Source organism: Burkholderia sp. Ac-20345 (assembly GCF_017104825.1).
Classification (GTDB): Bacteria; Pseudomonadota; Gammaproteobacteria; order Burkholderiales; family Burkholderiaceae; genus Burkholderia; species Burkholderia lata_B.
On record NZ_JAAGPO010000104.1, the window covers coordinates 23,338 to 34,953 of the forward strand.

Annotated in this window: 13 protein-coding genes; 1 reads left to right on the top strand and 12 read right to left on the bottom strand. The window is 68.2% G+C overall.

Annotated elements, in window-relative coordinates:
* Positions 1–81 precede the first annotated feature (81 nt).
* The gene (locus G3O06_RS29740; protein WP_059585338.1) at positions 82–294 is read right to left on the bottom strand and encodes a hypothetical protein; all 213 of its coding nucleotides are present in this window, start codon (positions 292–294) and stop codon (positions 82–84) included.
* A 219-nt stretch (positions 295–513) separates the two neighbouring features.
* Between G3O06_RS29740 and G3O06_RS29745 the strand changes: the two genes are divergently transcribed.
* Positions 514–804 (top strand): DUF4148 domain-containing protein, encoded by a 291-nt coding sequence (locus G3O06_RS29745; protein ID WP_174918809.1) that lies wholly within the window; start codon positions 514–516, stop codon positions 802–804.
* A gap of 63 nt (positions 805–867) precedes the next feature.
* Here the strand turns inward: G3O06_RS29745 and G3O06_RS29750 are convergent, their stop codons facing one another.
* The 11 genes from G3O06_RS29750 to G3O06_RS29800 all read right to left on the bottom strand — a co-directional run.
* Positions 868–1,305, bottom strand: a complete 438-nt coding sequence (locus tag G3O06_RS29750) for a hypothetical protein (protein ID WP_174918810.1) — start codon at positions 1,303–1,305, stop codon at positions 868–870.
* Between the two features lie 122 nt (positions 1,306–1,427).
* On the bottom strand, positions 1,428–2,351 hold the full coding sequence (locus G3O06_RS29755) for an ABC transporter permease (protein WP_174979948.1): 924 nt from the start codon (positions 2,349–2,351) through the stop codon (positions 1,428–1,430).
* Positions 2,351–3,220: a sugar ABC transporter permease gene (locus G3O06_RS29760; RefSeq protein ID WP_205818367.1), complete on the bottom strand. Its 870-nt coding sequence runs from the start codon at positions 3,218–3,220 to the stop codon at positions 2,351–2,353. The genes G3O06_RS29755 and G3O06_RS29760 overlap by 1 nt, the downstream gene beginning before the upstream one ends.
* A gap of 37 nt (positions 3,221–3,257) precedes the next feature.
* Positions 3,258–4,343, bottom strand: coding sequence for an ABC transporter ATP-binding protein (locus G3O06_RS29765; RefSeq protein ID WP_205818368.1), 1,086 nt, complete (start codon positions 4,341–4,343; stop codon positions 3,258–3,260).
* A gap of 49 nt (positions 4,344–4,392) precedes the next feature.
* A complete protein-coding gene (locus G3O06_RS29770) occupies positions 4,393–5,559 on the bottom strand; it encodes an extracellular solute-binding protein (protein ID WP_174918814.1) in 1,167 nt (388 codons plus the stop codon).
* A gap of 316 nt (positions 5,560–5,875) precedes the next feature.
* Complete coding sequence (locus G3O06_RS29775; protein ID WP_174969091.1) at positions 5,876–6,451, bottom strand: alpha/beta fold hydrolase; 576 nt, start codon at positions 6,449–6,451, stop codon at positions 5,876–5,878.
* A gap of 16 nt (positions 6,452–6,467) precedes the next feature.
* Positions 6,468–7,796 (bottom strand): MFS transporter, encoded by a 1,329-nt coding sequence (locus G3O06_RS29780; RefSeq protein ID WP_205818369.1) that lies wholly within the window; start codon positions 7,794–7,796, stop codon positions 6,468–6,470.
* A 161-nt stretch (positions 7,797–7,957) separates the two neighbouring features.
* Positions 7,958–9,013, bottom strand: a complete 1,056-nt coding sequence (locus tag G3O06_RS29785; RefSeq protein WP_205818370.1) for a 3-keto-5-aminohexanoate cleavage protein — start codon at positions 9,011–9,013, stop codon at positions 7,958–7,960.
* Positions 9,014–9,133: 120 nt separating this feature from the next.
* The gene (locus tag G3O06_RS29790; protein WP_174918818.1) at positions 9,134–9,982 is read right to left on the bottom strand and encodes a TauD/TfdA family dioxygenase; all 849 of its coding nucleotides are present in this window, start codon (positions 9,980–9,982) and stop codon (positions 9,134–9,136) included.
* Positions 9,983–9,992: 10 nt separating this feature from the next.
* Positions 9,993–10,973, bottom strand: a complete 981-nt coding sequence (locus G3O06_RS29795; protein WP_205818371.1) for a quinone oxidoreductase — start codon at positions 10,971–10,973, stop codon at positions 9,993–9,995.
* A gap of 18 nt (positions 10,974–10,991) precedes the next feature.
* The coding region (locus tag G3O06_RS29800; RefSeq protein WP_205818372.1) for a hemerythrin domain-containing protein at positions 10,992–11,616 on the bottom strand (625 nt) is incomplete at its 5' end.

An 11,616-nucleotide genomic window follows, 5' to 3' on the forward strand; every position in this document is an offset into this window, starting at 1 on the left:
TGCAGGGCAAGTCTGAAACTGAATGGGACAAATGCTGAAAACGTCCGTTTCGATAGCGGCGCACCGCTATCGACGCGAATTTCAGTAAGCAGACATCTCGACGCAAGGATCGACCTTGGACGGCGAGCAAATGACCGAGTACTTGGCGCTCTCGCGCATCAGCGCTTCGCCTTCGTGCAGCGCGATCTTGATCTCGGGGTGACGCTCGTACGCGAGGAATGCCGAGCACACGACCGCGGACATCACGACGAGGGAAAACACAAATTTTTCAAGGGCTTGGAAACGTTCAGGCATGGTTCGACCTATCTCTTAGGCCGTTATTATATCTCGAAATAAGGGTTTTCCCTATAAGTCGGCCCGCATACCGAGAATGCCTTCAATCGAGATCGGGCCAGGTGCTCGCGCCCTTTTTCTCCGTTAATCCGCGCTTAAGCGACGCTCGAACAAGATGGGGCGACCGGTTGCGGTGCCCGTACCGTGCCGGCCGCCCTGTCCTTTTCGGAGATCCTGAAGATGAAAACCGCCCTTTCCCTGCTCGTCCTCGCCGCCGCGATCGCGGCGCCCGCCGTGTCGTTTGCGCAGACCAATGGCCCTGTTACGCGCGGTGAAGTCGTCGCGCAGCTGCGCCAGCTCGAACAGGCCGGCTACAAGCCGCTGAAAGGCCAGTACCCGGAGGATATCCAGGCGGCAGAAGCACGCGTCGCGCAATCGTCGGGTATCGGTGCGGACGCCGGTGCGTCGACCGCGTCCGGCCGTCCGGCGCTGCCGGCAACCGTGTCCGGCCAGGTCGGTCGCGGGCGCTGACGCGTCCCTGCTCCCGCCCCGGTGCTCGCGGCAACGCGGTCGATGGCGTGGCGTGGCGCCAGATTACTGCGGCGCCGACGCGCCGCTCGCCGCGTTGCCCGGCAACGCCTTGCCGATACTGTCGATCAGCGATTTCGCGGTGCCCGTCACGAGCGCCGCGTCGACGCCGGACGTCTGCCACGAGCCGTCGGCGGCCTTCACGAAGGTCAGGTTCGCGCGCGAAGGCTTGTAGTCGGCATTGCGCCACGTGACCACGACGTCGCACGAGTAGGTGCGGTCGCCGAGCTTCTTGCAGTCGCCGTCGGGTTTCGCCGACACGACATCGGCCGAGACGGGCAGCGGCTGGCCGAACAGTGCGTTCAGGCCGCCGTGGTTTTCCGCCTCGAGCGCGCGGCGCACGGCGGCGTCGACGTCGCTCGACCCGGGGCCGTCGTGGAGCAGGTTGCAGGCGGCCAGCAGCGTCGATGCACCGGCGAGTGTCAGCAGCGTGTGGAACTTCATGGATATCCGTTATCGGGTGAACGCCGCGTAGTCTGCAACGTCCGCGCGTCGTGCGCGGTATCCATTTGTAACCAATTGCACGGATACGCAAGCGGCATCGCGTGCCCGTGTGCCGTCCTCGCCTATTGCCGCTCCTGCTTCACGCGGCTCACGAGCTGCGTCGGGCTCACGAACTGCAGCGCGATCACGACCCACACGAGCGTGATGGCCATGTAGATCATCGCCATCGCGTCGATCGACTGCGGCGCGCGCACGCCGGTCGAGAACACCGCGTAATACAGCGCGACGACGAGCGTCTGCGTGCTCGGCCCCGCGGTGAAGAAGGTCAGCTCGAACATCCCGATCGTGCGCACCAGCACGAGCAGCCCGGCCGCGAGCATGCCGGGCACCAGCAGCGGCAGCAGCACGTAGCGGAAATAGCGCCACGTGTTCGCGCCGAAGATGCGCGCGGCGGACTCGAGATTCGGGTCGATCTGCTCGATGAACGGCGTCATCACGAGGATCACGAACGGCAGCGCCGGCACGAGGTTCGCGAGGATCACGCCGGGCAGCGTGCCCGCGAGCCCGACCTTGTACATCACGGTGGCCATCGGGATCCCGTACGTGACGGGCGGCACCATCAGCGGCAGCAGGAACACCAGCAGCGCGAAGCGCTTGCCGCGAAACTGCACGCGCGCGAGCGCATACGCGGCCGGCACGCCGAGCGCGATCGACAGCAGTACGACCGCGCCGACGACTTCGACGGTCACCCACAGCACGCTCGCGAGCTGGAAGTCCTCCCACGCCTTCGCATACCAGTGCAGCGTGAAGCCCTGCGGCAGCGGCGTGCCGAACCAGCGGGTCGCGATCGAGTTCACCGCGACGGTCGCGATCAGCAGCATCACGTTCAGCAGGAAGAACGCCATCAGCCCCCACACGAGCGCCTTCCATGCGCGGCCGGCGAGATTGCTTGTCATCTTCTGCGGTTTCCTCGCGTCGACGGGCCGCGCATCGGGCGCGTCGTGCTTCGGCGGCCAGGTGCGGGCGGCATGATTGTCGGTCGCCATCAGCCCTTGCCTCCCGTCACCGCGCCGGTATAGAAGAAGCGGCGCGCGCCGAGCATCGACGCGACCACCAGCAACTGCACGAAACCCATCACGATCGCGATCGCCGATGCGAGCGAATAGTCGTAGCTCTCGAACGCGGCTTCCGCCGCCGCGATCGAGATCACGCGCGTGGGCCCGGCCGGCGCGCCGAGCAGCACGGCCGACGGGAACACCGAGAACGCCTGCACGAACGACAGGCACGCGGCCATCGTGAGCCCCGGCACGAGCAGCGGCAGGTAGATCTGCCGGAACTGCTGCCACGGGTTCGCGCCGAGCGTCGCGGCCGCGCGCGCGAGCGTCGGGTCGATGCCGCTGATGTACGACAGCATCAGCAGGAACGCGAACGGAAAGCCCGACACGATCAGCGACAGCAGCACGCCCCAGTAGTTGTGCGTGAGGCGCACTTCGTCGGTGTACAGGTGCAGCCCCTGCAGCGCCTGCGGAAACCAGCCGTTCGGCCCGAAGTACGTGAGCATCCCGTCGGCGACGAGCACCGTGCCGAGCGTGACGGGAATCACGAGCAGCGTCGTGACGAACTTCTGGTACGGCGAATGGCGGCGCAGCGCGAACGCGACGGGCACCGCGATGCCGACGTTGAGCAGCGTCGCCGGCACCGCGAGCTTCAGCGTGACGAGCACGGTCGGCCACATGGCCGTGTCGGTGAAGAACTGCATGTAGTTCGCGAGCGCGCCGCCGCCGTTCATCGGCTGGAACGACAGCACGAGGCCGTACGCGAACGGATAGATGAACAGCGCGACGATGAACGCGAGCGCGGGCGTGACGAGCCAGGCTTTCGCGTCGCGCGGCGTGCCGGCCGGGAGCGTGCTCATGCGGTCTCCCGGTGTAACCGCGCGGCGGCTGCGCCGCTCATTGCGGCGCTCCCGGATAGACGAGCGTGCGTGACGGCGCAACGCGCAGCCGCAGCGGCTCGCCTTCCGCGAATTCGCCGGCCACGCGCGCCCAGATCGCGCCGAACGGCGTGACCGCGCGGATCAGCGAATCGCGGCCGCCGTACTCGACCGTTTCGACGTTTGCGTCGAACGCGTTCGTGTTGTCGCCCGCATCGTCTGCCCGCTCGATGTCGTCGGGCCGCAGCGCGACGGTAACGTCCTTCGCATCGAAGCTGGCCATCGGCACACCGGTGAGCTGCACGCCGCCGGCCGCGATCTTTATGTAATCACCAGCCATCCCTTCGAGCGTGAACGGCAGCACGTTGCGATAACCCATGAAGCGCGCGACGTGCAGGTTGTGCGGGCGCGTATAGACGTCCTTCGGCGTCGCGACCTGCTGCACGACGCCCTCCTTCATCACGACGATGCGGTCGGCCATCGACAGCGCCTCGTCCTGGTCGTGCGTCACGTAGATCGTCGCGCGTTCGAGCTGAGTGTGGATGCGGCGGATCTCGGCGCGCATCTCGATGCGCAGCTTCGTGTCGAGGTTCGACAGCGGTTCGTCCATCAGCACGAGCGGCGGCTCGATGACGATCGCGCGTGCGATCGCGACGCGCTGCTGCTGCCCGCCCGACAGTTGCCCGGGCAGCTTGCCCTCGTGGCCGACGAGCTGCACGAGTTCGAGCGCCTGCTGCGCGCGCCGCCGCGTTTCCTGCTTCGGCACGCCGCGCATCTTGAGGCCGAAGCCGACGTTGTCGAGCACCGACATGTGCGGAAACAGCGCGTAGTTCTGGAACACCATCCCGAAGCCGCGGCGCTCGGGCGGCAGCACGTCGATGCGCGTGTCGTCGAGCCAGATGCCGCCGCTCGTGAGCGGCTGCAGCCCCGCGATGCAGTTGAGCGCGGTCGACTTGCCGCAGCCCGACGGGCCGAGCAGCGCGATGAATTCGCCGCGCCGGATCTCGAGATCGAGCCCGTTCAGCGCGGCGACCTGCGCGCCTTCCGCATTGGTGAAGCTGCGGCACACGCCATCGAGGCGCAGCCGTTCGAAACTGTGCTTCATTGCGCGAACTCCATCGACGCGGGCGCCGCGGCGCCCGCCGGTTCATGCGTCACTTCGACTTCTGCGAACCGATCTCGCGATCCCATTTCTGGAATGCGGCGACCATCGCCTGCGCGCTGAGCGGCTGCACGTGCGGGCGATCCGCGAGCAGCTTCGCGTACTCGGGGCGGCCAAACTTGCGGACCACCTCCTGGCTGTGCGCGGGCGCCATCTCGAGCGTCACGCCCTTCACGGCCGGGCCCGGATAGAAGTAGCCGTCGTCGTAGGTCATCGCCTGTTGCGCGGGTTCGAGCAGGAAGTTCATCAGCTTGAACAGCACGTCGAGTTTTTCCTTCGGCACGCCCTTCGGGATCACCATGTAGTGCGCGTCGTTCACCCACGTCATGTTGTCGAATGCCTGGATCCTGAACTCGGCCGGCACGATGCCGAGCGCGCGCGGGTTCAGGTCCCAGCCGGTGACGGTCACGGTCATGTCGCGCGTGCCCTCGCCGAGCTCCTTCATCACCGCCGACGTGCCGCCCGGGTAGTACGGGACGCAGTCGTTCAGTGCCTTGAGGAACGCCCAGGTCTTGTCCCAGCCGTTGATCGGATCCTGCGGATTCTTGTCGCCGAGCACGTACGGCAGCCCCATCAGGAACGTGCGGCCGGGGCCCGAATTCGCCGGGCGCGCATAGATCAGCTTGTTCGGGTGCGCCTTGCACCACGCGAGGAGTTGATCGGGTGTCTTCGGCGGGTTGCTGACCTTCGCCGGGTTGTATTCCAGCAGCGGGCCGGCCGGCATGTAGGTGACTTCGAGGCCGTAGCCCTGTGCGAGATCCTGCATCTTGCGCGGGCCGGGCGCGTATTTGTCGAGCACGCCGGGAAGCGCGGCCGCGTCGTCGGGCAGCAGCTTCTGCCACAGGTTCTGCTCGATGCCGGCCGCCAGCGCGTCGGTGCCCGTCAGCACGAGGTCGATGTCGGCGCGCCCCGCCGCCTGCATCGCCTTGATCTTGCCCGGCAACTGCGGCGCGGGCGCATTCGTGAACGTGACGTTCGACACGAGGTTCGGGTTCTTGTCGCGGAAGGCTTCGATGGCCTTCTGCGTGAGTTGCAGGTTGCCCGCGACATCGACGATGTTCAGTGAAACGGGGGCGGCAACGGCTGCCGCGGCCGACAGCGTAAAACCCAGGGCGAGTGCGATCCGGCGGACACGGCGAGCGATCGTGGTGGCGTTCATGTCTCCTCACTTCGGTCGGTGGATGGGACCTTTCTTTTCAGGAAATCATGAAGGCGTTATACGATGTCGGTCAACAAAAAACCGTGGCGCGCGGGGCGGGACTTTCCCTGACAAACACCTTCCGTTTGTTGACGATTTGTGTGCCGACTGCTGCCGGGGAGCTGCGCGGCGTCGATTGGGCCGCGTGTTAAGACGTCGTATCTCGACGGGCGGCGAAATGGAATCGGTTCGGGGCCGCATCGCGGCCCGACGGTGGCGGGACGCGCGGCGCCGGGCATCCGGCCAGGCGCCGCGCGTTGAAGGCAGGAATAGTCAGTCAGGCTGCGCCGAGTGCGGCCACCTCCCCGATCAACCGCTCCGCATCCCGCCACTCGCCATACCCGGACGCCGGGTTCAGATGCCCGACCTCCCCCAGATCGACGAGCTTGCTGCCCCACTCGGCCGCCAGCGCCTCGACGCGTTCGAAGCGCGCGAGCGGATCGTTGCGGCTCGCGGCGACGATGCTCGGAAACGGCAGCCGCCCGGTCGGTACCGGCGTCCAGCCGTTCGCGTCGATCGCATCGGGCGCTGGATAGCCGGCGGGCATCGGCGACTCGAGATCGGCCGGCGCCGCGAGCAGCGCGCCGTGGATCTTGCGCGTGGCCTGCCGCGCCCAGTGCACGGTAATCATCACGCCCGCGCTGTGCGCGACGAGGATCACGGGGCCGTCGATTCCGGCCAGCGCCGCATCGAGCGCCGCGACGCGTGCGGCGCGGCTCAGCTTGTCGGCTTCGAGCGGCGCGACGGCGCGCGCGTTCGGCAGGCGCCGTTCGAGGTGCGTCTGCCAGTGATCTTCGACGTGATCGCGCAAGCCGGGCACGATCAGGATGGTGGGTGCGGTCGTCAGGGTCATGCAGTCTCCGAAGCGTTCAGGAAAGGTGGGATGCGCGCCGTTCGCGTTCGACGCGCGCGATGTCGGCCACATAGCTCGCGCGTCCGATGGCGAACAGCACGGCGGCCATGAGCGGCACGACGGGAATCCATTGCAGCGCGCCGGCGAGCCCGGCGCGATCGGCGACCCACCCCGTCAGCAGCGGGCCAGGCGCCATGCCGAGCAGGTTGTTCGCGAGCGTGAGCGTGGCGAACGCCGATGCGTGGATCGCGGCCGGCGTCAGGTTCGCGACCATCGCGCCCGACGCACCGGACGCACCCGCACCGACCAGCATCCCCGCGCAGATCAGCGCGAGCTGCAGCGGCCCGGGCGGCAGCCGGAACGCAATCGCGAGGCACACGCCCGTAAGCACGCAATACGTGATCGCGGTCAGCCACTTGCGCTTGCCGTCGGTCTTGCCGACGCGGTCGGTGACGATTCCGCAGCCGACCATCCCGACGCCCGCGAGCAGCACGAAGCCGGCCGCGAGCACGGCCGCGCGGTCGGGTGCCATCGCGTAGTAGCGGTTCAGGTAGCTCGGCAGCCACGCGAACAGCGCGCCCGGCACGAACAGGTGCAGCCCGCTGCCGAGATACGCGCAGATCACCGAACGCGACGCGAACAGCCCCGACATCAGCGCGCGCACGCTGCCGCGCAGGTCGCGCGGTGTGCCGGCGTCGTGCCGGCAGGGTTCGATGCGATAGGCGGCGAGCCGTCGTTCGGTCACGACGCAGCGATACGCGACGAGCAGCACGATGCCGAGCGCGGCCATCACGCCGAACGACCAGCGCCAGCCGAGATGCGCGCCGACCAGCCCGCCGAGCGCCATCCCGAACACGGAGCCGAACGCGCCGCCGGCCATGAACGCGCCGGTCAGCGTCGCGCGCAGCCGGGCCGGAAAGATGCTGAGGATCAGCGCGACGCCGACGCTGCCGTACGCGGCTTCGCCGAGCCCGACGAGGCCGCGCGCGACGAGCATCTCCGCATAGTTGGTCGACAGCGCGCAGCCGAGCGTCGCGACGCTCCACAGCGCGGCCATCAGCACGATGCTGCGCACGCGCCCGAAGCGATCGGCGAGCACCGACAACGGAAACGTCAGCAGCCCGACCAGCAGCGCGACCACGCCGGACAGCGAACCGAGCTGCGTGTCCGACAGCGCCCACGCGTGCTTGAGCAGCGGGAACACCGCGTTGAGCACCTGCCGCGACATGTAGTCCGACAGCAGCAGGCCGACGGTCAGCCCGAACACGAGCCACGCATACGCGGGCGCGCGCCGGCCGGCGGCGGCGACGTCCTGCATCGACGGCTCGACATGATGGATCAGCATGCGTGTCTCCTCCGGCGCCGGAGGTCGTGCTCCGGCGCGGCTTGCGTGGCCCCGCTCCGTTGACCGGAGTCATCCCCCGCGCCATGCGCAGGGATGGGTGCCACGCCACAACGATCGGCGGGCGGCGGCCGCCACGGCCGCTTGCCCGGATGCGCGGCGCGTCAGGCGGCCCGCAGCGGCACGTTCATCTGGCCCGGCCGGCGGTTCGGCGCCATCCCGAGGTGCGCCAGCGTCTCGTCGATGCCGTCGTACTGCACGCCGATCCGGTAGATCGCCTTCGCCTCCTTGCCGGTCGCGATGTCGCGGCCGAGTTCGCGCGCGATCCGTGCGCACTGCTCGACCTGCTGCACCGACGTCATCCGGTTGCCCTTCTGGTCGATGATCGTGTCCTCGATCCCGCAGCGCGGATGCAGCCCCAGCGCCATCGCGACCGTGTTGATCGGCAGCACGTTCTTCATCAGCGATTCGAGCGTGATGCACGCGCCGTCCGGGCAGCGCCGCACGAACTCCATGAAGTTGAACGGATTCGGGCCGTCGAAGCCGCCGCCGATGCCGACCCACGTGACGTTCAGCGGGCCGCGATAGACGCCGCGCCGGATGATCCGTTCGAGCGTTTCCAGCGCATGCATGCCGGTGAGCTGGAAATGCGGCTGGATGCCGGCTGCCTGCAGGCGGCGCAGGTGCTCGTCGACCCAGCCGGGGCCGGCCGGCACGGTCATCTCGCGGTACGCGTCCCACAACGCGGCTTCGTTCAGCGACGTGCCGGCGATGTCCTGGCGGTTCATCAGCTCGGTGATGTTCATCTGCACGGTGTTGATCGCGACCGTCACCTGGTCGGGCTTCGGCGTCAGCTCGGCAAGCATGTGGCGCGTGTCGTCGGACAGCCATTTCGCATCGGCGCCCTCGCCTTCCGGCGCAAACGAGATCGAGCCGCCCACCTGCAGGATCATGTCGGGCACCGCGTCGCGCAGCCGGCCGAGCAGCTCGTTGAACTTCGACAGCCGCTTGCTGCCCTTGCCGTCGAGCTCGCGAACGTGCATGTGCAGCACCGTCGCGCCCGCGTTGTAGCAGTCGACGGCCTTCTGCACGTGTTCGTCCATCGTCACCGGAATGTCTTCCGGGAAATCGGCCGGCATCCATTCGGGGCCGTACGGCGCGACCGTGATGACCACCTTGTCCTGGTTTTCCGGGTGCAGCGAATCGTCGAGAAATTGCATGTCGTCCTCCAGTGGAAATCGTTGTATTTCGGGCGTACGGGCGTGCGTATCCCGCCGCGCCGGGCGGGAGGCCCGGCGCGTTGCATGGTTTTTCAGAGATCGGTTACGGTGCGGGCGCGCTCAGAACGGCACGTCGCCGACGATGCCCGCGCGCTCCATCCGGCGCACGCACGGAGGGTAGTCCATCACCGCGTAGTGCTGCGTGCTGCGGTTGTCCCAGATCGCGACGCTGTTCTTCTTCCAGCGCCAGCGCACCTGGTACTCGGGGATGTAGGCCTGGCTGATCAGGTACTGCAGCAACTGGCCGGCGCCGGGGTTCGCGTCCTGCCCGACCCGCACGCGCGCCGGCGTGTGGAAGTTCGTGAAATGCGTGGTGAACGCATTCACGTACAGCACCTTCTCGCCGGTTTCAGGATGCGTGCGCACGACCGGATGCTCGGCGTCCGGGTACTGTGCCTTCAGCGCGAGGCGCTTGTCGATCGGCATCGCCGCGCCGAAGCTCGCCTCGATGCTGTGGCGCGCGCGCAAGTCGTCGATCTGCTGCTTCACGTGTTCCGGCAGCCGCTCGTAGGCGAGCACCATGTTCGCCCACATCGTGTCGCCGCCAACCGGCGGACCGTCGATGCAGCGCAGCACACAGCCGAACGGCGGCGCCACGCGCCAGCTCGCATCGCTGTGCCACGCATTCTCGTAGCGGTCGTTCGGCTGGTCGGGCGACTTGTAGATCCGCACGAGCCCCGGGTGCTCGGGATCGCTGCCGGCCACCGGATGATCCTCGAGCTCGCCGAAGCGCCGCGCGAACGCGACGTGCTCGGCGCGCGTGATGTCCTGGTCGCGCAGGAACAGCACGCGATGCCGCAGCAACTGCGCGCGGATCTCGGCGAACAGGCCGTCGTCGTGCACGGCGTCGGCGAGGCTCACATCCAGCAGTTCCGCGCCAATCGCGCAGGTCAGGGGTTCGACTCGCATGCGCGTCTCCTCAGACGATGAACACCGACGAACCGGTCGTCTTGCGCGATTCGAGATCGCGGTGTGCCTGCGCGGCGTCCTGCAGCGCATAGCGCTGGTTGATCTCGATCCGGATCCGGCCGGCCGCGACATGTGCGAACAATTCGCCGGCCAGGTCGTTCTTTTCGGCCGGATCGGCAATGTAGTCGGCCAGCGCCGGGCGCGTCAGGTACAGCGAGCCCTTCATCGCGAGGCGCTGCGGGTCGAACGGCGGGATCGGGCCCGACGCGGTGCCGACGCACACCATCAGCCCGCGCCGCTTCAGCGAATCGAGCGAGCCTTCGAAGGTGTCCTTGCCGACGCTGTCGAACACGACGTCGACGCCTGCACCGTCGGTCAGTTCGCGCACACGTTTCGCGACGTCCTCGCGGCTGTAGTCGATCGTATGGTCGCAACCGTGCGCGCGGGCGATCTCGGCCTTGTGCTCGCTGGATACCGTGCCGATCACCGTGAGCCCGAGCAGCTTCGCCCATTGCGACACGATCAGCCCGACGCCGCCGGCGGCCGCGTGCAGCAGGATCGTGTCGCCCGGTGCGAACGCATGGATGCGGCGCAGCAGGTAGGCGGACGTCAGGCCGCGCATCGTCATCGCGGCAGCCGTTTCGCACGAAATGCCGGCCGGCAGCCGCACGAGCGGCGCGGCGGGGATCAGCCGTTCGGTGCTGTATGCGCCGAGCGTGTTCAGGAAGCCCGTGTAGGTCACGCGGTCGCCGACGGCGACGTTCGTCACGCCGGGGCCGACGGCCTCGACCACGCCCGCCGCCTCGACACCGAGGCCGGCAGGCAGCGGCACCGGATACAGGCCGCTGCGGAAGTACGTGTCGGCGAAATTCAGGCCGACCGCGTCGTGCCGCAGGCGTACCTGGCCTGGGCCCGGGTCGCCGACGTCGACTTCCTCCCAGCGCAGGACCTCGGGGCCGCCGGTTTCGTGGAATCGCACTGCATGTGCCATGTTGTTCTCCGTAGGGTGTCAGTCGGATGCGCGTCGCGCATCGTCGGGTTCGTTCGGTTCGTTCGTGCGTGGCGGTGTCGCGGCTGCGCCGTCCGCCAGCGATTCATCCAGTCCGGCCCAGTCCGCGTCGCCGAGATAGCGCCGCGCGGCCGGGAAAATCACGCCTTCCATCCGCCCCATCTGCTCGAACGCGCCGTGCGCATAGCGGGCGAGCGCCGTGTCGAACGCGGCCGACGGCAGCCCGTCCGCGGCGATCCGCACGAGCGCATCGAGCGCTTGCGCGTCGCGCTGACGCTGGCGGTCGAGTTCGTCCAGTTCGGCCGCGACGCACTCCGCACGGACACGCAATGCCGCGAACAGGCGCGCTTCGGCGGCCGTGCCGACACGGGCGCGCTGCAGTGCGGCGAGCGATGCCAGCGCATCCTGCATGTCGGCGACCTGCTGCCGCGGCTCGTTCGAGGCTGTGCCGGATGCCATCAGCGCATGCAGCAACCGGCCGACCGCGCGATGCGCATCGAGGCAACGCGCCATCACGCGAGCCTCGGCGGGCGTTCGCCGCGACGTGCACACGAGCACCGGCACGCCGCTCGTCGCGAGCAGGTGTTGCCGTTGCGCGCAGGCCGCCGCGTCGGCATCGTGGGGC

Excerpts from the sequence above, each read along its gene's own strand:
- G3O06_RS29785 (WP_205818370.1), bottom strand. The coding sequence starts at position 9,013 with ATGCAATTTCTCGACGATTCGCTGCACCCGGAAAACCAGGACAAGGTG.
- G3O06_RS29770 (WP_174918814.1), bottom strand. The coding sequence starts at position 5,559 with ATGAACGCCACCACGATCGCTCGCCGTGTCCGCCGGATCGCACTCGCC.
- G3O06_RS29775 (WP_174969091.1), bottom strand. The coding sequence starts at position 6,451 with ATGACCCTGACGACCGCACCCACCATCCTGATCGTGCCCGGCTTGCGC.
- G3O06_RS29760 (WP_205818367.1), bottom strand. The coding sequence starts at position 3,220 with ATGAGCACGCTCCCGGCCGGCACGCCGCGCGACGCGAAAGCCTGGCTC.
- G3O06_RS29755 (WP_174979948.1), bottom strand. The coding sequence starts at position 2,351 with ATGGCGACCGACAATCATGCCGCCCGCACCTGGCCGCCGAAGCACGAC.
- G3O06_RS29795 (WP_205818371.1), bottom strand. The coding sequence starts at position 10,973 with ATGGCACATGCAGTGCGATTCCACGAAACCGGCGGCCCCGAGGTCCTG.
- G3O06_RS29740 (WP_059585338.1), bottom strand. The coding sequence starts at position 294 with ATGCCTGAACGTTTCCAAGCCCTTGAAAAATTTGTGTTTTCCCTCGTC.
- G3O06_RS29780 (WP_205818369.1), bottom strand. The coding sequence starts at position 7,796 with ATGCTGATCCATCATGTCGAGCCGTCGATGCAGGACGTCGCCGCCGCC.
- G3O06_RS29765 (WP_205818368.1), bottom strand. The coding sequence starts at position 4,343 with ATGAAGCACAGTTTCGAACGGCTGCGCCTCGATGGCGTGTGCCGCAGC.
- G3O06_RS29790 (WP_174918818.1), bottom strand. The coding sequence starts at position 9,982 with ATGCGAGTCGAACCCCTGACCTGCGCGATTGGCGCGGAACTGCTGGAT.
- G3O06_RS29745 (WP_174918809.1), top strand. The coding sequence starts at position 514 with ATGAAAACCGCCCTTTCCCTGCTCGTCCTCGCCGCCGCGATCGCGGCG.
- G3O06_RS29750 (WP_174918810.1), bottom strand. The coding sequence starts at position 1,305 with ATGAAGTTCCACACGCTGCTGACACTCGCCGGTGCATCGACGCTGCTG.